This is a genomic window from Shewanella sp. 10N.286.52.E4, from assembly GCF_041468785.1.
GTDB classification, from domain to species: domain Bacteria; phylum Pseudomonadota; class Gammaproteobacteria; order Enterobacterales; family Shewanellaceae; genus Shewanella; species Shewanella electrodiphila.
The window spans coordinates 22,725-46,287 of record NZ_JBFRJJ010000018.1 but is presented as its reverse complement, the minus strand read 5'-3'; the positions used below and the strand labels follow the sequence as shown (position 1 = coordinate 46,287).

At 39.2% G+C, this 23,563-nt stretch carries 20 protein-coding genes; 5 read left to right on the top strand and 15 right to left on the bottom strand.

The genetic code is table 11. The features are described from left to right. Positions 1-5: 5 nt before the first annotated feature. The 3 genes from AB4153_RS09605 to AB4153_RS09595 all read right to left on the bottom strand — a co-directional run bounded on the left by AB4153_RS09605 (position 6) and on the right by AB4153_RS09595 (position 3,849). Positions 6-1,082 carry a polysaccharide pyruvyl transferase family protein gene (locus AB4153_RS09605; protein ID WP_303517812.1) on the bottom strand — a complete coding sequence of 359 codons (1,077 nt, stop codon included), beginning with the start codon at positions 1,080-1,082 and terminating at the stop codon, positions 6-8. Further along, entirely contained in the window at positions 1,075-2,379 is a 1,305-nt protein-coding gene (locus AB4153_RS09600) for a flippase (RefSeq protein WP_229369913.1), read from the bottom strand. Before AB4153_RS09600 ends, AB4153_RS09605 begins: the two co-directional genes overlap by 8 nt. 87 nt (positions 2,380-2,466) lie before the next feature. Next, positions 2,467-3,849 carry a UDP-glucose/GDP-mannose dehydrogenase family protein gene (locus AB4153_RS09595; RefSeq protein ID WP_371997202.1) on the bottom strand — a complete coding sequence of 461 codons (1,383 nt, stop codon included), beginning with the start codon at positions 3,847-3,849 and terminating at the stop codon, positions 2,467-2,469. Between the two features lie 751 nt (positions 3,850-4,600). On the opposite strand from AB4153_RS09595, the gene AB4153_RS09590 reads away from it, so the two are divergent. From AB4153_RS09590 to AB4153_RS09580, 3 genes are read left to right on the top strand one after another with little or no spacing between them, the layout of a single operon-like run. Continuing rightward, the gene (locus tag AB4153_RS09590) at positions 4,601-5,278 is read left to right on the top strand and encodes a transglutaminase-like cysteine peptidase (protein ID WP_371997201.1); all 678 of its coding nucleotides are present in this window, start codon (positions 4,601-4,603) and stop codon (positions 5,276-5,278) included. A 13-nt stretch (positions 5,279-5,291) separates the two neighbouring features. Next, positions 5,292-7,367, top strand: a complete 2,076-nt coding sequence (locus AB4153_RS09585) for an EAL domain-containing protein (RefSeq protein WP_371997199.1) — start codon at positions 5,292-5,294, stop codon at positions 7,365-7,367. A 2-nt stretch (positions 7,368-7,369) separates the two neighbouring features. After that, on the top strand, positions 7,370-7,810 hold the full coding sequence (locus AB4153_RS09580; protein ID WP_102527069.1) for a hypothetical protein: 441 nt from the start codon (positions 7,370-7,372) through the stop codon (positions 7,808-7,810). 98 nt (positions 7,811-7,908) lie between these two features. Here AB4153_RS09580 and megL read toward each other — a convergent pair whose 3' ends face one another. Together megL and AB4153_RS09570 are read right to left on the bottom strand one after the other, a co-directional pair. After that, positions 7,909-9,090: a methionine gamma-lyase gene (gene megL, locus AB4153_RS09575; protein WP_371997197.1), complete on the bottom strand. Its 1,182-nt coding sequence runs from the start codon at positions 9,088-9,090 to the stop codon at positions 7,909-7,911. A gap of 156 nt (positions 9,091-9,246) precedes the next feature. Then, positions 9,247-9,732, bottom strand: a complete 486-nt coding sequence (locus AB4153_RS09570; RefSeq protein ID WP_371997195.1) for a hypothetical protein — start codon at positions 9,730-9,732, stop codon at positions 9,247-9,249. A gap of 259 nt (positions 9,733-9,991) precedes the next feature. Between AB4153_RS09570 and AB4153_RS09565 the strand changes: the two genes are divergently transcribed. After that, positions 9,992-10,540 carry a sugar O-acetyltransferase gene (locus AB4153_RS09565; RefSeq protein WP_371997193.1) on the top strand — a complete coding sequence of 183 codons (549 nt, stop codon included), beginning with the start codon at positions 9,992-9,994 and terminating at the stop codon, positions 10,538-10,540. A gap of 55 nt (positions 10,541-10,595) precedes the next feature. Here AB4153_RS09565 and oleD read toward each other — a convergent pair whose 3' ends face one another. The 6 genes from oleD to AB4153_RS09535 all read right to left on the bottom strand — a co-directional run bounded on the left by oleD (position 10,596) and on the right by AB4153_RS09535 (position 18,237). Then, complete coding sequence (gene oleD, locus AB4153_RS09560) at positions 10,596-11,636, bottom strand: 2-alkyl-3-oxoalkanoate reductase (RefSeq protein ID WP_371997222.1); 1,041 nt, start codon at positions 11,634-11,636, stop codon at positions 10,596-10,598. 57 nt (positions 11,637-11,693) lie between these two features. Continuing rightward, entirely contained in the window at positions 11,694-13,352 is a 1,659-nt protein-coding gene (oleC, locus tag AB4153_RS09555; protein ID WP_371997192.1) for an olefin beta-lactone synthetase, read from the bottom strand. Positions 13,353-13,523: 171 nt separating this feature from the next. After that, positions 13,524-14,408 carry an alpha/beta fold hydrolase gene (locus tag AB4153_RS09550; RefSeq protein ID WP_102527074.1) on the bottom strand — a complete coding sequence of 295 codons (885 nt, stop codon included), beginning with the start codon at positions 14,406-14,408 and terminating at the stop codon, positions 13,524-13,526. A gap of 49 nt (positions 14,409-14,457) precedes the next feature. Continuing rightward, positions 14,458-15,507, bottom strand: coding sequence for a 3-oxoacyl-ACP synthase III (locus AB4153_RS09545; protein WP_102527075.1), 1,050 nt, complete (start codon positions 15,505-15,507; stop codon positions 14,458-14,460). A gap of 255 nt (positions 15,508-15,762) precedes the next feature. Next, the gene (locus AB4153_RS09540; protein ID WP_371997191.1) at positions 15,763-17,049 is read right to left on the bottom strand and encodes a methyltransferase; all 1,287 of its coding nucleotides are present in this window, start codon (positions 17,047-17,049) and stop codon (positions 15,763-15,765) included. A 12-nt stretch (positions 17,050-17,061) separates the two neighbouring features. Further along, positions 17,062-18,237: a chemotaxis protein gene (locus AB4153_RS09535; RefSeq protein ID WP_102527077.1), complete on the bottom strand. Its 1,176-nt coding sequence runs from the start codon at positions 18,235-18,237 to the stop codon at positions 17,062-17,064. Positions 18,238-18,469: 232 nt separating this feature from the next. Between AB4153_RS09535 and AB4153_RS09530 the strand changes: the two genes are divergently transcribed. Then, the gene (locus AB4153_RS09530) at positions 18,470-18,700 is read left to right on the top strand and encodes a DUF1289 domain-containing protein (protein ID WP_102527078.1); all 231 of its coding nucleotides are present in this window, start codon (positions 18,470-18,472) and stop codon (positions 18,698-18,700) included. Between the two features lie 153 nt (positions 18,701-18,853). On the opposite strand, the gene AB4153_RS09525 is transcribed toward AB4153_RS09530, so the two are convergent. The 4 genes from AB4153_RS09525 to AB4153_RS09510 form a co-directional block, all read right to left on the bottom strand. Further along, positions 18,854-20,389, bottom strand: coding sequence for a M20 family peptidase (locus AB4153_RS09525; protein ID WP_371997189.1), 1,536 nt, complete (start codon positions 20,387-20,389; stop codon positions 18,854-18,856). Positions 20,390-20,768: 379 nt separating this feature from the next. Continuing rightward, complete coding sequence (locus AB4153_RS09520) at positions 20,769-21,125, bottom strand: YajD family HNH nuclease (RefSeq protein ID WP_102527080.1); 357 nt, start codon at positions 21,123-21,125, stop codon at positions 20,769-20,771. Positions 21,126-21,523: 398 nt separating this feature from the next. Next, positions 21,524-22,174: a DUF502 domain-containing protein gene (locus tag AB4153_RS09515; RefSeq protein ID WP_229369940.1), complete on the bottom strand. Its 651-nt coding sequence runs from the start codon at positions 22,172-22,174 to the stop codon at positions 21,524-21,526. A gap of 160 nt (positions 22,175-22,334) precedes the next feature. After that, entirely contained in the window at positions 22,335-23,483 is a 1,149-nt protein-coding gene (locus AB4153_RS09510) for a putative sulfate/molybdate transporter (protein WP_102527082.1), read from the bottom strand. Positions 23,484-23,563: the final 80 nt, after the last annotated feature.

Here is a 23,563-nt window from a genome sequence, read left to right as displayed (position 1 = left end):
GACAATTAATCAGTTTTAAAAACTGATTCTGATAAGATTTTAGTAATTTTTTGCTTCTTATCTTTAAAAATACTCTCGACACAGAGCCCACTAAAGATGCTTTCAACTAACTGTAAGTGTTCATTAATGTCAGTTGGATTTGCGATATCATATATCACATCACCCAACCCAATATCTTCAAACACACCTGTCACTTTCGTATGTCGACTCCTATCGATATACGGAATGACCATCGCACCTCTAGATAAAGCGAAAATTAACACATGTAGCCTATTTGAAATGACGAATTTAACATTCTCATATGCACTGAATATTTTGTCTGCGTCATGGTCAAAAAAAGTAATACTCGCTGTGTCTAGCTCTATTTCATTAGCAAGCAAAGACATGTAATCATCATCGAGGTTAACTTGAACTATCGGTGTTAGCTGATAAGACTGCTTGATGGTGTTTAATGCATCACAAATTGCTAGCGTGTTTTCAGCATTATTAGCATTTGATGAAACAACTCCTGAACGAAAAGAAAACCCAACGCCACACTTTTCTGTCTTGTCACCTGATGAATAATCTAAACATAGACCAAAATCTGGAAAGTACTCAAACTTATTAATCCCGACACTCTTTAAATATTGGTGACTATATTTTTCACGCACGCCAGTATAAAAATAGGCTCTACTCTTTTGCACCTCAAGTGCTAATGCAGAGTCACCATAGGGCCCTAATGAGACACCGAGACGAACATAACGGATCCCCAATAAGCTAAATAAGCGCATTTTAATGAACCTAAACCAACCACTTCTATCCGCAGCTTCATAAAAAACATGCCCAGGAACATCTAAAAAGTAAGTTTGTTTATGACTGAATATTGATTTAATCACTCTTTTATAAAAAGGTTTTTTTTCAGTTAGAACCTGTTCAATCTTGATATCTTTAATCAAGGCTTCAACGAACCATGTTGGTACACCTTTGGCTTCTATCACTACAGAAGAATTTACCGGCAATGCTTTCAATAATTCTTGGTTGATCACTAAATCACCCAAGTTCTCATATTGAGTAATCGGTCTAAAAAAAACAGTGCTATCCATGAATCCCTCTGTGAAAATTCCATCTAAATGGGTTAAGTAAATTTGATGCTATTCTAAAAAATGGTCGAGTTTTTCTCATCAGTAATACGCCAATGTATCCAGAACAAACTTGAGCAGCAAAACTTGCCCATGCAGCGCCTGTAATTCCATACTTAGGTATTAATATAAGGTTCAATAAAATATTGATACTCATTCCAATAACGACATAAACAATGGTGTACTTCTGAAGTTTTTTCATCGTGACCCAACGAGAGCGAATCATCCCTAGAACAGTAAAAATTGCACCCCAAATCAAAATATTAAGTACAGAGCTCGATGCTTGATATTGCTCACCAAATAATAATGGGATAAACCAAAATGAAGTCAAAGTAACAAATATTGCAATCGATATAGCCAATATTATGGGTATTTGGAAATAACGATTAAATGCTGTCGCAATATCAGTTTCTTTCATCGCATTAACCACTCTTGGAAAAAAGCTCACTATAATTGCTGTGGGTAAAACAATTGCTGCATCATAGAGTTTCACTGCTACTGAGTAGTGTCCCACAGCCTCTTTACCAATCATTTGCATTAGCATGAGTTGATCTATTCTGGAATAAACCATCACAGCTAACATTGAAAATATTAAAGGCCAAGACTCCAAAAAAACACGTTTTGCAAAGCTATAATCAAAGGTGTATTTAGCGGCCATTTGTGGTTTGAAGCGAAGAAACACGATTAATAATGCAATTGCGATATAAATTGAATCAAGTAATAAAGCAAAAGCAAACCAACTCAAAGGAGCATTAATTAAAATAAACGTCACTTTAGTTAAAGCAGAGAAAGTAAAAGCAAATGAATTTGCGATTGCTGAGAACTTAATTTTCTCAACAGATTGAAAGAATAAATTCACTACAATAGAACTATTGAACATCATAGAAACTGAAATAATTGCAACTAATACAGCCATGTCAGGGCTAGGGGCAATTATCCAAGCTGTCACAGTTGAAAGGCAGGCAGACAAAGCGCCACCACTCAATTTCATTATGATAGCCGAAGGTATGATTCGGTGAACATTATCTCTATCTTGGGTTAACTCTCTTACGATAACATTATCGATCCCCAAAGCTGCTATTGCAGAAAACATCATCACTAAGCTTTGGCTATAACTCAGCACCCCATAATCCTCAGGGCCAAGATAACGCGCAACATAAATAGCGACGCCTAAACCAAGAAACAACTGCAACACTTTCTCGATAAGTAACCAACCAGTATTGGCAAAATTATATTTCGATTTCTTATGTTGGTTCGACATACTTGTAGCGCTCTTCAAACTTATCATCCATGGTAAAAGTCTTAGTTAATTCTACGGTCAACATTTACTTACGCAGTTTATATTCTTCTAATTCATCTGCTTTGGTGTACGGCCAATACTGTAATACTTAATGCCTTTTTGTTGCATACGCTGCACATTAAATAAGTTTCGACCATCGACAATGACAGCTTCATTTAAAAGTGACTTCATGTTATCGAAATCGGGTGCTTTGAAGCTTTGCCACTCAGTGCATATCACCAATAAATCAGCGCCATTCAATGCAGCTTCTTTTGTCCCCATAAGGCCTAAATCGTTGCGATTACCATATATCCGCTGCGCTTCTTCCATTGATTCTGGGTCAAACGCTTGAACCTTAGCCCCCGCTTGCCATAAAGAATCCATAAGCACTCGGCTGGGAGCTTCACGCATATCATCAGTATTAGGCTTAAATGCTAAACCCCATACCGCCACAGTTTTACCTGTTAAGCTTTTATTTTCTATAACAGCTTGATGATTCAATTCAGGAAAATAATGCTGACAAATATATTCAAAAAGTTTATTTTTTTGCGAGTAATTGACTGCTTCTACAGCTTTAAGTATTTGAGATTCATACCCTATCGCATCTGAAGTTTTCACTAATGCTTGTACGTCTTTAGGAAAACATGAACCACCATAACCACAACCAGGATAAATAAATTGAAATCCAATTCTTGAGTCAGATCCAATACCTTGTCTTACTTGCTCGATATCAGCGCCAACTTTTTCAGCAATATTAGCCATCTCATTCATGAAACTAATTTTAGTCGCTAACATACAATTTGCGGCATATTTGGTTAATTCAGCGCTTTTGACATCCATCACAATTATTTTTTCGTGATTTCTATTAAAAGGCTCGTACAGTTCACGCATTAAATCTTCTGCATATTTAGAATGGGTTCCGATGACAATGCGATCGGGACGTTTGCAATCTGATACAGCTGAGCCTTCTTTTAAAAACTCTGGATTAGATACTACTGAGAATTTAGGTTGAGACTCACGGCTTAAAAAACGTTCATTAAGGACATTTGTTATCATCGCTTGTACTTTATCAGCCGTCCCAACTGGAACCGTTGATTTATCAATCACAATTTTACTAGAACTCATATGGGTAGCGATTGTTTCTGCCACTTTCAAAACATACTTAAGGTCAGCAGATCCGTCTTCATCAGGAGGAGTACCAACCGCAATAAACTGCAACTCTCCAAAGTTAACACCAAACTCCGCGTCCGTTGAAAACGTTAAACGCCCTTCGGCATAGTTCTTTTCTACTATAGAGCTCAAGCCAGGTTCATAGATTGGGATGATGCCCTTTTGCAAGTTATCAATTTTATTCTGGTCAACATCAATACAGCATACGTCGTGACCCGCATCCGCTAAAATTGCACCCTGCACTAACCCAACATAACCAATACCAAAAACAGTGACTTTCATCTAAAACCTCTTACATATATTCCATTAATAGCAAGAAAAGACACGCTACCGCCCCTGAATTTCAGCTTCCAGATTGCTGCACATCTCTTCCATAAATCCTAATTTCTATATACTCAATAAACTTGAACTAAACTTAACGTAAGCCGCCCGATGCACCACAACAAAGCAATAAACACACAACATCTCTAAAACAAACACCAACTTTAGCTTGGTTTAGGTTAAAAATTAATGACAATGGCTATTTAACATTTCACTTTTACGCCACCATTCGATATTAAACCCATGTTTTAAATAACTAAAATTTATTATGAAAATTTATTACATGTTAAAAGCAAACGAGAAAACACATCAATACAAGCAAAAATCAAACCAAGTTGAAATTATCTTAAACCAAACGAGTGTCAATATTATGACACTCGAGCGGCACACTTACAACCATTGATATAACAGGTTTTTTATTTTAAAATATGCAAAACGTCAATAAGTACGTCACATATTACCTATACCTCATACACTTACACGCTAAAGCGATAGATACTTGAAGGACGAGGTAAAAAAACAAAATTATTACGTTTTCATTACAAGGGGTAATTATTTTGAAATTAAATTACAGTTAGAGTAAAAATGACTTCCGATAAAGCGGCTGGTAAAGTAAACGAGATATCAACTCAAAGTCTACGCCCTAAGTTAGTTCGTTTTTTAATCATAATTGCGATCATTAATGATACCTAATCAATATCTAGCATTATTTATGAGTGTTTATATTGTTTCTAATAAGCGGAACATGATAAGCCGACTTCCAATAGCATTATTGCTGTTTAGCTTTTGCTGCTTTTCTTTTATTTCAGAAAAAACATTTAATATAGAATTTTATGAACAGCTCAAGAGTCGTTACACCACTGAAAGATTGGATATTTTTTATAAATGGGAAGCGTTAATTAAGGCAGAACAACAATCCGAGATTCTGTCAAAATTAAATCTTGTAAATCAGTTTTCTAATCGAAACATTAGTTTCAAATCAGATATCAAGCATTGGAAAAAACAAGATTATTGGGCAACGCCTATAGAGTCTTTAGGTACAGGATCCGGTGATTGTGAAGATTTCGCGATTTTTAAGTACATGACTTTATTAGCACTGGGTATAGATGAATCAAAGTTAAGGTTAATGTATGTCCGTGCACTAACGATTAATGAACCTCACATGGTTCTTATTTATTCAGATACCCCCAGTTCAATGCCACTGGTATTAGACAACTTGAACACTAGAATTCTCCCAGCAAACAAACGTCGTGACTTGAAGCCAATTTATTCGTTTAACGGTCAAGGATTATGGTTAGCTAAAGCTCAAGGTTTAGGTAATAAAGTAAAAAGCGGAGCAGGTTCCAAAGATTGGACTGCATTAATGGAAAGAATTGAGCAAGGCCAATAATAGGAGCAAAGTAGTGAGCATTAAGAAAGGGTTATCTTTAAAAACACAGCTTTATTTATTAATTGCTTGTTTAACTATTTTTACCTTTAGTGCATCTCTTTATAACAATATAACGAGTATGCAGACCTACCTCGAAGACCAACTTTCCTCACATGCACAAGACGCTGCACATAGTTTAGGCCTCTCTATTTCGCCTTATATGGATGAAGAGGAGTTAGTTATCGCAAAAACGATGACAAACGCACTATTTGATTCAGGTTATTATCAATCGATAGCATTTTATGATCTTAATGACAAAATAATTTTTTCAAGAACTAACCCACACGGCACGCAACATATACCCAACTGGTTTATCAAGCTATTTTTATTATCACCACCAGTAATGACAAGCGAAGTATCTAATGGCTGGGTTATAGCTGGAAAAATCAAGGTTCAATCTCACTCAGGTTCGGCCTACAACACCTTATGGAATCATAGTAAAAATATTTTATGGATAACCTGCATGCAATTATGTATCGCATTAATTGCAGGTTTCTTCATATTAAAAGCGGTTTTATATCCTTTAAAAGGAATTGAAAGACAAGCAAATGCTGTTGCAACAAAACAATTCGAAATTAATTCTGAAATTCCTTACACCACGGAATTAAGAGCTGTAGTCAATGCGCTTAATAAAATGGTCGAAAACATTCGCCAAACTTTTCAAGAACAAACACAATTGGCAGAATCGTTATCAAAACAAGTCTACTTAGATAGTCAGACTGATTTACCCAATCGCAGAGCATTGTTAAAAAGGTTTGACTCTTACATTGTCGAAGCGAATGAAACCGGTTCGGCTTTATACATGAACCTCATTTCAATGACATCATTGAAGCAAATCAATGATTCTGAAGGTTACAGCGCTGGAGACAATTATATTACAGAAGCGGCAAACCTATTTAAAAAACAAATAACGCCTTTCAATCAAATTACGATGTTCAGGGTGTCAGGCTCAGAATTTATTATTTTATCGCTAATGTCATCCAATGAAGCAGAACAACTAAACAGTTCATTAAATGAGTCAATCAGCCTTGCAAGTAATACACAATATCCTCAAGGGTTCGCTAAACATGTGTCTACGAAAGTAGACTTATCAGAGTCATTTACTTGTGCTGTTCAACGATGCGATACAGAGATTGCCACCCAGCAATATTATTTAAATACTCAAAACAATCAAATTACAGCATCTGATAGTCAAGGTCACTCAAGAATCAAATGGTTAGAAATTTTAAAGCAATTTATCGCTTATTCATCATCTAACAATACTCAACGAAATCTTGAGAATATGCACGAACTGGACAGTATTTTCGAACTAATGCTGCAACCGATTATTAATAACCAAAAAGATCTGATGTATGTTGAATCGTTTCTGCGATTTAAACTAGAAGATGAAGTTTTCTCCACTCCTGAAGTTTTCGCCATGGCAGAGCGATTACACTTATCTAGCGAGTTAGAGCAGGCTGTTGTGAGCTTTATTTTTCATAAATTATTAAAAGTTAAACAGGCTAAAATTGCCATTAACATTGGTAATAGCGCTATTCACGATGAATCATTCACCAATTGGTTATTTCAAATATACCAACAACATAAAGCACAGCTTCCTCAGTTAATTTTTGAAATTAATGAATCAGCAGCAATGGCATCTGTTGAGTCTACCAAGCAGTTTATCAGTCGAGCTAAACAAGTGGGCATTGAAATAACCCTTGAACGATTTGGTGCCAACTTAAGCTCTTTTTCTTATATCAAAAACATGGATATTGACTATATCAAACTGGATGGCGGTTATATTAGAGATCTGGAAGAAGCTGACTCTCGCTTTTTTGTCCAAACCGTAACACAAATATGTCACGGTATTGGAATAAAAATAATTGCTCCCCACGTTGAAAATATAACCATTTCAACTCACTGTTTACAAATGAATATTGATGGTTTGCAAGGGAATGGGCTGTACCCTGTGAGTCATTATAATACTATCGTCTCTTCCAAAGAGGGCGAAATAGAGACTATACTTTTACTTAATAGATTTAATACTTCGACACAAATTAAGGAATAATGATGCGTAACTTAAAGCTAAGTTTATTACTTTTATCAGCAATGGTTTCCAGTAATGGAATAGCTGCAGTAACCGAAACCGAATTCGTAGCCGGTGTCACTCAAGCAAATGAACAAGGAGTATCACTTGCGGAGTATGCATTAGCACAATTTAACGCAACCCCTGAAGATGCTGGTGAAATTCTTGCTTTAGCGATACAAGCAACCGATGGCAATGAAGAAATGATAATTCAGGTTCTTGCCTCTGCGGCGGCTTCAGGTATGGACCCAGATGAAATACTGGCTATTGCGCTTGCGAATGGTGTCGACCCTTCTATCGTTGCCAAAGCGGTAGAAGAAACATTAACTGCCGGTGGTGGTTCATTTGGTTCAGCTCCAGCACCTGGTGCCATTGGTTCTGGTGGTGGTTCTGGCGGTGGTGCAGAAACCGTTTCTACCAACTAATTAACCTGAGCCTTATTTAATATAAGCCGTGTTCAACCTAGGCCGCAGTTAACTTAAGCCAAATACATATAAGCCCGCTAATAGCGGGCTTATTTATTTCAATTACCTTTAATAAATGCTTGCTCGATATCAGCGATCAAATCTTCCACATTTTCTAGTCCCACAGAAATGCGTAATAAGTTATCAGTGATCCCAGCTTCTTCTTTGGCTTCAGGAGAGTATGCACTATGAGTCATTGATGCAGGGTGTTGCACTAATGATTCAGCATCCCCTAAGCTGACAGCTATTGTGAATAGAGATAAAGCGTTAACAAAATTAATCGCTGTCTTCATGTCACCGTTTAACTCGAATGCGATCACCCCGCCTGCACGTTTCATTTGTTTGCCAAGATACACATGTCCTTGATGAGATTTAAGCCCTGGATAAAATACTTGGCTAATTTGAGGATGATTCTCGAGAAAGTTAGCGATTATTTCAGCGCTATCACAATGTCGGGTCAATCTTACATCAAGGGTTTTTAAGCCCCTTAAAATGAGCCATGCATCGTGGGGAGACATAACACCACCAAAATCTTTCAAAATGTCGTGCTTTAGTCCATCAATATGTTCTTTACTACCACAAACAATGCCAGCAATAACATCCCCATGACCATTTAAATATTTGGTTGCGCTATGTACCACCATATCAATCCCCATGGATAATGGCTGCTGTAAAAGTGGTGTCATGAAAGTATTATCTACAATACTAACCAGTCCATTACGCTTAGCAATATCTGCGATAGCGCGTAAATCATAAACTTCTAAATGTGGGTTTACTGGTGTTTCACAAAACACCAGTTTTGTGTTTGGCTGCACTGCTGCTTCCACTGCCAATGTATCCGTAAAATCCACAAAGCTGACATCGATGCCAAATCGGGTTAATTGAGTGTTTAATAATGCAAAGGTGCAGCCATATACAACATTTGATGCAACAAGATGATCGCCAGCTTTAAGATGTGTCATTAATGCAGCAGAAACAGCTGCCATACCAGATGCGCATGCGGCCGCGCTTTCTGCGCCTTCAAGTAAAGCCATTTTGCGTTCTAACTCATCGGTTGTCGGATTACCGAGTCGTGTATAAATATATCCAGGTTCTTCACCAGCAAAACGTGCTCCACCTTGCTGTGCATTGTCGAATACGAAAGTGGCGCTTTGATACAGTGGTGTCACTAACGCGCCAAACTGTTCTTTTTTATGCCCACCATGAATTGCTAACGTGGCTAAATCCCATTTTTTTTGCATCTTGCTCTCCCTGCCCGCTATTCATTAGAATATTATTTGTGTAAATTAGCGGTTAAGAATTTAAGATACATTGGTTGATAATTTAACCAATCCTTGGAGTTGTTTTTTCATTCAACAATATCGTAAATTATGTGTTACAGTCGCTCCCAAAGCCAATCAATCCAGTCTTTTCCAAACTTCAATCTCTGACAACACTCCAGCTTCAAAGCGCTCGGTATGCCACTCATTACCGACCAATTTATAAGAAAAGGTAAATGACTCCCCTTCTTTAACATTGAAAGAATTTAACGATGGAAATTCGGTATAATGCTGCTGAGTCAGTTGATACTTACCTGTACCTGCAGCCCAAAACGTTTTCACGCCCGAAGAGGTTTGCATTGTGGTAAAGCTAAAATAATTCTGCGAAATCACTTTTATCGCGCTGAGGTTTAAGTCCTGATAATTGATCCACTTTCCTTTATCGTTGAGATACTTTCCAGAGCTCAGGGTCCAACTTCCAACCAGTTGATTTTGGTAATTTGCGCTTTCACTTTTAATAGCATCATCTGAATGATCTTCAGCACGAATGTGGGGACTGGCGACAATCATTGCCAAACTGAATATCAGTTTAACTATTGGTGTAAACCCGCGTTTAGCTGCCATTAATTTTTCCTTTATAACTAATTCAAAGGCATCATGTTAACGTTTCGCCCGCTTAGGTATAGCCGACTTAAGTCTACTGGCATGATCCTAATGCTATAGAACTGCTTAAGTGTATGGAATGACAGGCAGAAAGGTTCTAAAGTTGATATTCTGCAACAATAAAATATTCGCCCTGCAGCTATAGTCGATAAGTTCATAAGTCATCGCTAAGTTCTTAAATCATCACTAAGTTCATAAAACATCGAGAATGGAGTTCACAATGAAAGAAAAAGAAAAGATGCTTGCAGGTCAGTCCTATGATGCTTGGGAACCTGAGTTACTTGAATTAAGAGCCAATGCAAAAAAGCTATGCCATCAATTTAATCAACTATGTCCATCAGAAATAGAACAGCGCGCAAACGTATTAAAAGCATTAATATCACCTAAGGGAAAATGCCATATAGAAGCGAACTTCTTCTGTGATTACGGCATAAACATTGAAGTAGGCGATAATTTCTATGCAAACCACAACTTAGTCATCCTAGACGTGTGTCAGGTCAAAATAGGTAACAATGTAATGTTTGGCCCCAATGTAATGTTATCTACTGCAACTCATCCTCTGGATGCCATTGCAAGGCGCACGACTGAATATGGAAAGCCGATAACGATTGGAGATGATGTATGGTTAGGCGGCAATGTATCTATATTACCGGGTATAACCATTGGCGATAACGCCGTGATCGGCGCAGGAAGTGTCGTAACAAAAGATATTGCCGGCAATGGCGTTTATGCCGGCAACCCTTGTAAATTTATTAAAGCACTCACCTAAGCAAGTATTAAAATTTTAGGTCAATTCGTCATTAAATCATTCTGCTCATTTTGATTTATAATGATTCTTTAAGTCGTTTCATCCCTTCATCAATATTAATTAAGGCTTGATAACCAAAATCTTGTTTCGCTGCACTAATATCAAAATAATGGCTAGTTGACAGTTGCCTTGCCACAAAACGCGTCATAATCGGTTCTTGTTGTTTGTTGAGCAAACCATAAACGGTTTCTAACACCACGCCAGCAGTATAAGCAACGCCTGCTGGCACTCGTTTTGAAACGGGGCCGATATCGACACAAGCAAGAATTTTGTTGAGCATTGAAGCCATTGTAATTGGCTCATCATTACTTAAAAAATAGGCCTTACCTGCGGCATTTGAAGCAGCATTTAAATCATTCGCGGCCAAAATGTGGGCATAAGCGGCGTTATCAACGTAAATGGTATCAACCAATTTATCCTGTTTACCGACTAGTTTAAGCTTACCCATTTGAGCTCGCGCGATGACACGTGGCACAAGATGAGGATCTTCTGGGCCCCATATCAAATGAGGTCTTAATGCTGTGGTCTTAAACTCAGTATTATTAGCGTCTAACACCATTTTTTCAGCTATGGCTTTTGAGTGACCGTAATAATTCAAATAGGATTTGGCATAAGGGGCTGATTCATCAATACCTGACTCATCTTCACCTGCAAAGGTCACACTTGGGGTGCTGGTATAAACTAAGCGTTTAATATTTAATGCCTTACAAGCGCGAATAATATTGGCAGTACCATTTACGTTGGGCTCAAAATAGCTGTCTCTGCTGCCCCAAACCCCAGCTTTTGAAGCAACATGAAATACTAAGTCGCAATCTTGCATTGCAGACAATACACTTTCATAGTCAGCTATATCCCCCTGAAACATGGTTACGCCCATGTCAGTTAACGCGGGATAATCACCGCGGGCAAAACCCACAACTTCGATTTGTGCGGCACGTAATCTTTTACAAATGGTTTTACCTAAAAAACCACCAGCACCGGTCACAAAAACCCGTTTAGCTGATGCTTTAAGCGCTGTTAACGCTTGTTGTTCTTGTACTAATAAGTCATCAAACATTAATGGGCTCTTTTGATTTTTATCTGAAGATAAAGACGGTTGATTAACAGTCACAAGTTATTCCTTCCATTGCTTTTGTGCCCAGACACTGAGCTTTTCACGGAATATTTTTGCGTTATGACGCACATCAACCGGAAAGTCAGGATGAATAAGGAAGCGATGAATTCCTGTTGTATGAGGGTATTTTTCAGCGATATCAAGCAACTCTTGATAGAGTAGTTTACTGGTTGAGCAGACAATCCCTTTATCAAGTTCAACACATAATAACGGCACAGTGGCGCCATTAACTTCAATAGCAACCAGTGCAGAGCGTTTGACTTGTTGATGAGTGTTAAACACTCGCTCACAAGGAATCGAAAAATAACGTTTATTGCTATCTACCCGATGGGCTTTACGGCCACACATCCATAAATGACCTGCATCATCAAGATAACCCACGTCGCCCATTCGGTGACGAACAATATCGCCATCGGCAATTTTAGCCGAAGCTGTTGCTGCGTCTCGCTGGTAATAACTCTCACTGACCATTGGGCCTTTTACGACAATCTCACCGATTTCACCACTGTTCAGGGGTAATGATTCATCCCACTGACTGATCACATCTTCGGTAATATCGATAATGGCAATATCAACACCATCTATTGGCTTGCCAACACAAATCCCTTTACCGTTATCAGTGGACTCAGTGGTATCAAATAACGCTGAGCTCGGCATCATACTGATAGGTAAAGACTCAGTCGCGCCATAAGAGTTTAACACTTCAACGCCTTCAGGTAACATCTGACTGAATCGTTTAATGGATGAAATTGTCGCTGGTGCGCCGGCTGAAATAACTCGCTTAACACTCGGTAACTTATGCTCTTTTTGCTCCCCCGCTTGACCTAATCGTTCTAGTAAAGCTGGGTTAACAAACATATTTGAGCATTGATACTTTTCAATCGCAGCAAAAAGATAATCAGGGTTAGCCGTTATCGGTTTACTGGCATCCATGGCAGGTACAATAGACGCCATACCAAGTGCTGGCCCAAATAACGAAAATAATGGGAAGGTCGCTAAATCTCGCTCGCCAGGTTTAATGCCATAATCATGCTTTAATGCCTGAATTTGCGCCTCAAACATTGCATGGCTGTACACCACACCTTTAGGCGTACCAGTGCTGCCACTGGTGAACAATATTGCCGCCATTTGACTGTTATCAAGAAGCTGTATTGGATATGGCGTATTAAGCTCGGCTTTAGGCAAGCTATCAATATTTTTTGCCCCCGCCAACCAGCGCTCTAGTCCACTGCCACCAACATTCAAACAATGCTTTACAGAAGACTTACCCCAACCTAATACCCTACGGGCAATATTCGCTTTCGAAATACCAATAAAAACGTCGGGCTTGGCTTCTTCAAAGCATTGCTTTAAGTTCTTAACCCCCATTCCAGGGTCCACCAAAATCGGAATAATCCCTGCTTTAAATAGCGCAAAAGTAAGCACAAAAAAATCGATACTCGGCGTCACCATCAATACCGCTTTCATCCCCGTTTGAATCCCAGCAGCATTTAGCCGATAGGCCATATCGTCAGAGTCAGCATCTAAGGCTTTAAAGTCAATTTCTTGATATGAAAGTGAACCGGATTGAGCCGTTTGTACAGCAACAGCAAGTTCAGTGGGAATGTGTTTCGCAGCATGAGATAAATGCTGGCAGATATTGGCTGTATTTATAGTCATAAGCTCACTGTCATGAATACGATTTAAGGTTCACTTTTATAACATTATCATTGTTAACTGATTCATTGCTTAAGTATCACTGTATTAAGAGTAATGACGCGCGAAGCTCAGCTAACGCTATAAAGTAAAAAGGCATCATTACGATGCCCTTACTTTATTCACTCTGACAAGTTAAGCCTTTGGCTGCTCTGCCATAAAGTGCTGAATAAGCCCAATCACATCTTCAGTCGCATCTTCCAGAATATAATGACCACAATCATCAAACTCTCGCACCTGCGCATGAGGCATATGTTGACGCCACTTGTCTAAAAAGTGCTTATCAAAAACAAAATCCTGAAGTCCCCAACAAATTAAGGTCGGTACATCAGAAAACTTAGTTAAGCTGTCACTGATGTCAGACACTAACTGGTAATTACGGTCTTCAGGCTTTAATGGAATATCCTGTACAAAACGTAATGTTGAAATACGGTTTTTCCAGTTATTAAACGGCGCAACATAGGCTTCACGCACTTCTTTTGACATCGGTTTACGCTTAACACCCACATAAGAGGCAATGGATGAAAAAGCATTAAAGCCTCTTACCAAAAATGTACCTAATATCGTTTCACGGCAAACCCATAATGCCCAAGGAAAAGGCTTGGTTTCAGGTAAATGAAACGCTGCAGTATTTAAAAAGACTAAACGTTTAATTCTTTCAGGGTAACGAGCTGCGTAACCCATACCGATCATGCCACCCCAATCGTGCACGACTAGGGTAATGTTTTCTTTCACATCGAGACTATCAAGCAAGGCTTCTAGATCATCAATACGATTTTTTAAGGTGTAATCGTATTGTGGATCGTCAGGCTTATCTGATAAACCACAACCAATGTGATCAGGTACAATACACTGATGGGTTGGGCTTAATGCCGTTACTAGGTTACGGTAGTAATAACTCCAACTCGGATTACCATGAACCATAACAACTGGCTCACCTTGACCTTCGTTGACGTAATGTAATTTATTACCATTTCGGTCTAAATAATGGCTGTCAAAAGGCAACAGATTTTCTAACATGATGCTTCCTAATAATTCTTATAATACTGTTAAATAACCAGTTAGATGACTACCACTTGATGCCAAGCATCATACAGTTCAATCCACTGCCTATTCCTAGAAAGCTCACTTGATCGCCGAGTTTCAAGAACCCTTGATCATGGGCAATCGCTGCGGTCACAGGTAAAGACACTGTGCCCATATTGCCGAGCGTTTCATAGGTAGGAAATTCTTTTTCATGAGAAATGTTGAGTGCATTTAAAACTTGCTTGCGATTAGATGCGCCAACCTGGTGACAAATCACTTTATCAACTTGTTCTACAACCCAATCACGTTGAGTCAAGAAGTGCTCCCAAGTATGCTTAGCCAAATCAACACCCTCTTTGAGCAGTGTAACGGCATCAGTGCGCATAAACTCACGATACAACTTCTGGCTCGTTTCCTGAAGGCCCCATTGACATAACTCATGGTGCTCAGGAGCAGATAAATGACTCGCACCTAACAGTTGATGCTGACGGGTATTTTTAAGCGGTAAGCTGCCATCGGTTAAAATAACCGCAACAGCACCGGAGCCACCAGTTAGCGTCGCCAATGATTGAGCAAAGTTTTGCATCGTCGGCTCATTCAACATATTGTCGATAGTGACTTCAACGATATCGCGGGCAGATTCACACGAAACCACCATGCCAGCTTTGATTTGTCCTAACTCAATGCGGTTAGCAATATCTAAAATGCCTGATAGCACGCCAAGACATGCGTTACTGATATCGTAAATTGCAGTATCTTTAGAAACACCTAGTTCAGCCGCAACACGACAAGCCGTAGCAGGTTCATGTTGGTCGCGACAGACACCGGTGTAAACCACAGCACCTAAATCACTCACGCTGATACCTGTTTCATCTACAGCTTTACGCGCTGCACATAATGCGCCGTCAGATAATCGATAGCCTTTTGGCCACCAACGACGTTCTTTGATACCAGTTAATGCAGCTAATTGCCCCATTGGAATACGAAACTTTTGATAAAGCGGCGCAAGACGAGATTCTAGGTCTAGGCTAGACACCACTTGGGGTGCTAACTCATAAGCCATACTATTAATAAAAACGCGGGAATATTTCATGAAACCGTATCAATCGCTCACTTTAAGGTCGCTTACAGCAACCATATTTATTGGTATTTGTTATTAACCCGCCATTTGAGCAAGAAAAACCCAAATATTCAATATAAAACCACTTTTAGTCGTAGATAAATCTACCTACGCCACAGTTTATGGCAGTTAATTTTGTGATGGCATGAGTTTGTTTAAGTCTTAAGCTAGCAATTTAAAACTATATAACAGCAAGTTAGCTAACTATTCGAACAAACAAAAAATCAATTATCGTTTTTTAGCCTGAATAAGGCTATTTCTTGGAGTAATACTGTTCGAACAAAATTCAAGCACATCCACTTGGTAGTTATGTTGTTCTAAAAAACACATTCTATCTAAAATTAACCACTGCTCTAAAACGCGTCTAAACAGGTGTGCGACCAAATCAATTCTCTGTGTCAGTCTTTGTCTTTGCTTACCGATTTCTAAATAGTGTTCAATATCTGCAACCGAGGTTATATCGACCTGTTTTTGTACAGCTGCCCAATGACAAAAGTCCACAAAACGACCTGAAAGCTGACTACGTTTAATGCTTGGGATAGGTAAGTAGCATTTATTACCTGATGCGGCTCTTTGCAGGCTATCAAAGCCCAAACGCCAAGCAACTTCTTGATGCCTTAACGTTAACTGCCTTTCATTGGCGATAACGCTTTGCTGCAGAGGCAACTGCAAATCATGGCGAGAAAGCGTAAAACCCACTTGCTTAGCCACATCAGAAAGTGGCTGATATTGCTGCGCTTCAATTAAATGATAACAACAAGGTGAAAATGAAATGGCTTGTGTAGATGACTGAACGGCCAAATCAATTAACCTCACATGTAAATCACCGCATGCATGCAGTGCAATGGCATGTTGCTCAGCCTTTAAAGGATTCTCAGATAACTTAAATACATCGGTGCAACGAAACTGCTGTTGTAATTGCCAATGTTGAGCAAACTCATGACCTTGATCGCACAAGTTTTGTTGCCATTCTAAACTGGTCACCGGCAAGTTACGGGTTTTGGCGAGATAACGCCCTAAATGTCCTTTACCTGCACACCACTCTACAATCGGTAGGCGATCATTTGGAACATGTGCTGCAAACTGAGTGATCTGTTGCCATTTACGGCCTTTAATATGGGCACTAAAATGACTCAGCTCTGTTTCAGTAAGTTGTAAGTCAATCGGCTGATGGCTCGATGTCTCGCTTTGATTAGTATTATCGATACAACTAGCCGTAATGCCTTCAGTCAACAACGCGGCAAGCTCTTGTTCACTCCATTTTAAACAAGAGTTTGACGATAAATCTTCTATTAAACTCGGCAGTAAATAATTAACTAAGTTTTGTTGCTCAAGATCTAGTGTCTCAATATCAGCGTCATCTATTTGCCATACCGTTTTTGCTAACTTCGGAAACGCTTGTTGCCAAGGCAAAACCTCGCATTCAAACGCTTTTACTTGCCACAGAGCCTTGAGTGACGATAAACATTCACTGATCTGCGCAAGCTTAAGCGTGTTAGCTGAACAAATAGACAATACTGAACCCTTTTATGCTTGTTTTTTAACAGCCATTCGTTTGCCTAACCAGACACCGAATCCTAATGGCGCAAAAAATACCGCGATTAAGAACAAAATGAAATACAAAATCAAACTTTTAAGAGTTTCAGTGATTTGCTTAAACACTTGCTCAACTGTTTTCTGGGTCAAGTCATCAATATCTTGCACTGCAGCAATCCGTTCTCTGGTGACCATTTCGACTAAAGCTTCACGCTCATTAGTCAGTAGCAGAGTTAAGGTTTCACGCTCTTTACTGAGTTGCTGTATTTTATCATCGGTTAACTCACTTAACTCTGCCAGTAAAGGGCTAAGTTCAGTGCGCATATCCGTCGCCAACATGGTCATCATCTCAGGCGTTTGCTCCATTAACGCTTGAAATTTAACAGTAGTCTCACTGATGTTTTTAAGGGCTTGTTCTACATCTGCTGCATTTACATCAGCATGCAAAGCATACAGCTCCGCTTTCCAGCCTAGAATTTTAGGCATTTGCTGAGTCGTCATGGCCATTCTATCGGACATATCACTCATCACTTCAGGCATCGAACCAAAAGTGGTTATGGCTTCAAATTCAGAAATATTGCTATAAGTTAACCAATCTTGAAAAGCAGAAGAACGGCTAAAACTGATATCTTTAATTGGATTATCAGCAACATATTGTTTTACAAATGCTTGATGCTTTCTAAAGCTGCTTGGATCAACAAAGCCTTTTACGGTTTTAGCAAATTTAGTCGACAGCATCTGGCTAGCTTCAATGGCGATTGATTGTTGCTGTCCAAATACATCGCTACCTGCGCCGTCAGAAAAGTATTGATTCATCTGCTCGGTAAACACCCATGTATCTACCATTGCGGCAACTGGAGATGCTTGAAAAATAGCACGCTGAAGGTTTTGCTCAGAGTAAATTTTCCACATCAAAGTATTTGATTTTATAGCAACATCGTCAGTGCCATTAGCAATCAAATCGGCACTCGCCTCCACCTGAGTATAGAAACTATAACTAAACTCTCGGCTAAACATTCTCATGTTAATTTGCTCTTTAGGAAGCGGCTCTACGCCACTTTCAAGCTTAACTTCAAGTAATGAACAACCTGTCATTAACACTAAGCTTAAACTCATCAACAACATAAAAGAGCCACGTTTTACTGCTGAACATAGCGATGATTTCATGGTATTCTCCACACCAATTCTTAGCAATTTAGTTATTCCAAGCTAACAATAATTAGTCTAATGTGTTTACATCAAACACAATAATTAGACAAGCGAGCATTAAAAGTAACTAACTGATATATAATATATTTAATTTCACACGAGACTAATTTTTATGACGTTTAGTGTCTAGTGTTATTCATCAATATATCAGCGTAATTGCGCCTTTAACTGTTAATTATAGGATGTTTATATGCACTCACCATGTGTTGCCAAGTGCGGGCTGAACGATGATGATTTTTGTATGGGGTGTTTTAGACACATCAATGAAATTGTTGGCTGGGGACAAGCCAGTGAAGAGAAAAAACAAGCTGTATGGCAACAACTACCACAGCGAAAAGAGCAAATGAAAGGTGGTAATAATAGCCAGATCATTAGCCGTGATAAGTGGATAAAAGCCCAGACTGAAATTGAACAAGCTTAAAGATAGAATAACGAACAGATTTAAATAGTGAACGGTTAGATTAATAAAAAGTTTAGCTAATTATTGTCATGTTTACCTTTTACTCATAACTAAACGTTAGATATGTAAAAAAGAGCATGAATCAACATTAATTGCTCATGCTCTTTTAAATGACTATTTATTTTTTAACTGTTCTAAGTTATTAAATAACGTATAGAAAAAACCAATTGAGCGACCGTACTCTTTAACTAAAATACGCTCATTAACGCCATGAAAGCCTTTAAACTCTTCAGTATTTTCTAATTGAATCGCTGTCATAGTATATACATCTGGTGCAAAGCTTCTGGCTTGAAAATGTTTAGAATCAGATCCACCGACCACAAAAAATGGTGACACGATTAAGTCATTCCCCCAAGTTTGGCGAATGGTTTTTTCCAGCATTTTGTAACCAGGGCCACCTGCATTGGCAACATTGGTAGCAGGTGTTGACGCTGAAATATCTTTAATTTCAATGCGTTCGTCTGCTATTGCTTTTTTCACATGAGCAATAATAACTTCTGGAGTATCACCCGGCATTGGCCTGAAATTGACTATAGCTGCAGCTGTTGGTGGCAATACATTATCCTTAATCCCTGCATTAAACATAGTAACTGCAATGGTGGTGTGGATCATGGCTCGTGTCAGTTCATTCTTTGACATTAGGTCAATGAATTCTTGCTCCAACGGGGTAACTTCGCCATCTTTACCAAATGCTACAGCCGAGTATAAAGGCTGATTCGCTTTATCTAATTCAGGTCCCATGTAGCGATACTGAGCCCGCACAGCAGGGTGAATTCGGTAAGGGAATTGGGCTTTCTCTAATTTGGTTATCGCTTCAGCGACAATACCAATATTTGACTCCTCTGGTGGCATTGATGAATGTCCACCAATACCATTAATCGACAATTCTAGACTTATGAAGCCTTTCTGGGCAATTCCAATAAGTGCGGTATTTTCTTTAATCCCAGGGAAAATACCCGGTGTAATTGGTGCAGATTCATCCATTACGAATGCAAATCTTTCAATACCACGTTTTTCTAAAACATCGGCAATGTACCTAGCACCTTCAGGCCCGCCTACTTCTTCATCTTGTCCAAATACAAAATATAACGTGCGTGATGGCTGCCAACCTTCTGTTATCTTCATTTCAGCCGCTTCTAAAATGGCATGGATCTGGTTTTTATCATCTAATGATCCCCTTCCCCAAATGTAGCCATCTTTAATGGTGCCGGCAAAAGGATCCGCTTTCCATTGTTCTCTTGAATCGGCAGGTACAGGTACTACATCTTGATGAGCATAAAAAAGTGCCGGTTGTAATGTTGGGTCTGTGCCTTCCCATGTATAGAGCAAACTGTAAGGTCGAGGATCTCCTAACACTTCCTTTTTCAATTTGGCATGTACCTTAGGATAACTTTTCTCGAGGTACGCGTGATAATCGGTAAAAGCTTTGGCATCAAAATCGTTTCGATCTTGATTAGAAATGGTTTTAAAGGTGACCGCCTTTGATAAACGTTTTGCAGCGCCATCGAGGTCGACTTTGACCTCAACTTTTTCAACATTTTTCATCTGCATTGATGAAAATTCTTGTTCGCTAGCTGCGCACACTGAAACTCCGGCGCTCAAGGCGATTGCTGAAATAAGCCCAGTAAAAATTTTAGTATAACTAAACATGCATATTCCCTTATAAGTTGAGTAGTAAGTCCATATTTATCTGATCAGTTTGCGATGTCCAAATATATTGCTTTCAACAATTATCGCGATATCCAGTGAAACCATAATGACGCACTAGACACTACAAATATAGTCAAATTTTAACCATAAGTCTGAGATTTACTTGCCAAGCGGGCTGTTGGCTAACTCCTTTTCAAATAATCACCATTAACATGGTTAAGCCAGGATTATGATGCAATAGCTGAGTTAATCCAATTCAACCATTTATTCGTTAATTCAATACCTTGGATGAATATGAACACAAATCAGGTTCGCAATAAAATGCAAAAAAAAAGCCCATATAAATATGAGCTTTTTGTTTAGATATGAGCAAACAATACTACTTTTTCATCATTGCTTTTAAATCAGCAAACGGATTATATGTCGCCGCTTCTTGCTTAACTTCGGTAGTGCTGCCGTAACGGATCAACTCTTCAAAACGAGAATGTTCATTATCGTGGCAATACAAACACAATAACTCCCAATTAGAACCATCTGATGGATTGTTATCATGGTTATGATCCACATGATGCACTGTCAGCTCTGATAAATTTTTATGGGTGAACTCACGGGTACAGCGGCCACACACCCAAGGATACAGTTTTAACGCTTGCTCGCGGTATCCCTTTTCACGGCTGGCTTTATACTCTCTTGCTTCCGCTAATACTTTATCTAATTTACTTTGTGTGCCCGACATCGACTTTCCAACTTTGGTTGATGAAACATTGATTGATGAAACAACATTGATTAGTTCTAAAACATTACCCCAAGAATAATCTCAGTTAACACTCGGGGCAATGTTTTCTATCACAAACTGAATTTAATGATGACTGACAAACAAAATGGCCAACATTTTCTTTCAAGCTGAACGAGATTGAGTTAATGAAAATAAAATGACACTTATTAGTGCGGTTTATTTTTGAAACCGGTTATTGCATATTTGACGACATTTTCTTGTTCAAAAAACACAGCCACCCACACTGGATAAAAGCCTATAGAGGCGAATTAACATTAATGACAAAAGGTAATACTTTAATCATTAATGCTATAAATTATGAATATTGTCACAAGCTGATGATGACAAAAAATAAGTGGTTATTGCGGTTTATCTGCAGGGGCATCTTGTTCAGAATTAGCCGTTTTAATGGCTTTTTTGTCATTCACAGCCGTTATCGATTTAGCGGAAATCCCTGCTGTTAAATTAAAACGCATCGCATCTTCAAAAGACCAATCCACTTCAATTAAATCTTCACGTTTTACTAAACTAGTGACACCGGCCATTTGGTAACTTAACTGGAATAAAACCGGCACCCATTCCCCTTCAGGTAGCGCATCAGTCAATGGTTTTGGCGCTGTTTGATTCATAATAAAGCCAACGACATAGCCACCATTTGCTTGTTTAATTAATACCGTCTTTTGGTTTTTCGGTTTTCCGTCGCGTTTCATCAAACCTGCAATATCTCGGATACTGCCATATACAGATTTAAACAAAGGAAACTTCATTAACTGCTGTTCAAGCCAGCCGTAAAGCCAAGCGAATGGGCTAAAAGAAAACAGCAGACCTGAAATAAACACTAACACCGCAACTAAGATAAACCCCGCACCGACAAAAGTGTTATCAAGCTCAACAATATCCAGTAGTAAATGGCCTAATCCATCTAACGAAATGAATAGCGACCAAAATAGCCAAAGGCTTAACACCATAGGAAGTAAATTGGTCAAGCCACGGGACAGGGTATTTTTCATTTAGCTCACGGAAAAGAAGAATCAAGACGAAAATGTTAACACAGTTTGCTCATTAGTCACTTCGCATATACCCCATGACTAATTAAGCAAACATGACATTGTGATCACTGTCACGCACAGAACCTACTAAGCGGCTGAACTGCTAAGCCAATAAGCAACGTCATTTTGTCTTTGGCGTGGATAGTGATTGCCATTGGTGACGTCCTAGCTCTAATACGACACCAACTGCTAAACCTGCTGCTGTATTAATCGCAAGGCAAGCTAACGCAGTGGTAAAAATTACGAATATACAAAATGGTTTGCCATCAATGAATCGTTTAGACCAGGCTAATTGGGTGCCAGCAATTGCAAGTAAGCTACCAAGCACAGCAAGTGGGATTAACGAAAGAACAGTGGCAATCCCCTGCCCCCAAAAAATAGCTATCAGCACACAAGTGGCGCCAAATATTGCTGGTGCTAACCAGGTACGCGCACCAAAATGATACTGCACAGCTAACCCGCCAGCGCCATGGCACATTGCTGCACCGCCAAATGGCGCCATTAATAAATTGGTCCAACCCGAGCTTTTTGCAAAAGCTTGTGGGGTAAACTTATCGCTATCTTCAGGAAATTTATCTTTTGCCATTGCAGAAATCGCAATCACCGCATTAGTTAAGGTGAGTGCTAATTGCGGCAAGACCAATAGTACAGCTGCCGAGCTCCATTCATAGCTCTCTGGCCAGCTAAAATGCCAAGGCGCTGCCTGTGCGAAATTAAAACTAGGGGCACTTTGACTCAGATACTGCCAAACTATGCCAAAAAAGATAACCAAGGGCATGACAATGTATTGCATTGGCATAAATCGACTTAAAAATAATGCCGCGAAAGCAAGTAAGCCTACGCCCCAAGTTTCACTCATCATAAAGCCACCCATCCACATTAACTGAATGCCAATAGCTAATTGGATGCCAATACTAATCGCGGGTGATAGTTGCTTTGCCATCCATTGAATGATGCCACTGTATGCCAATATCAGTAATATGACGCCCATTAACATTGCCGAAGCTTGTAACATCCCAGGCGTCAGGCCTTCAGCAATGACCAGCGCACTGATGACTTTCATCGGCTGAGTTGGAATGGGCCTTCGATAATAAAATGCGGTAAAAAGCGCAAAAAAGCCAAAGCCAAGAAATATGCCTTGGGGTGAGAATTGATTAAGCGCAATCAGGCCTAATACAAGTGGAAGGAAGGTACCTAAGTCAGCGAATGCACCGCTTAACTCTCCTGAAAGTTTGTTGACGTTATTTAAGCTATGGGTCTTACATCTCATATATCTTGCCGCAGGGATTGGATATATAAAGATAGCAATTTAAATGCCAATTATTTCTGTGATCGAATTCAAAAAATATC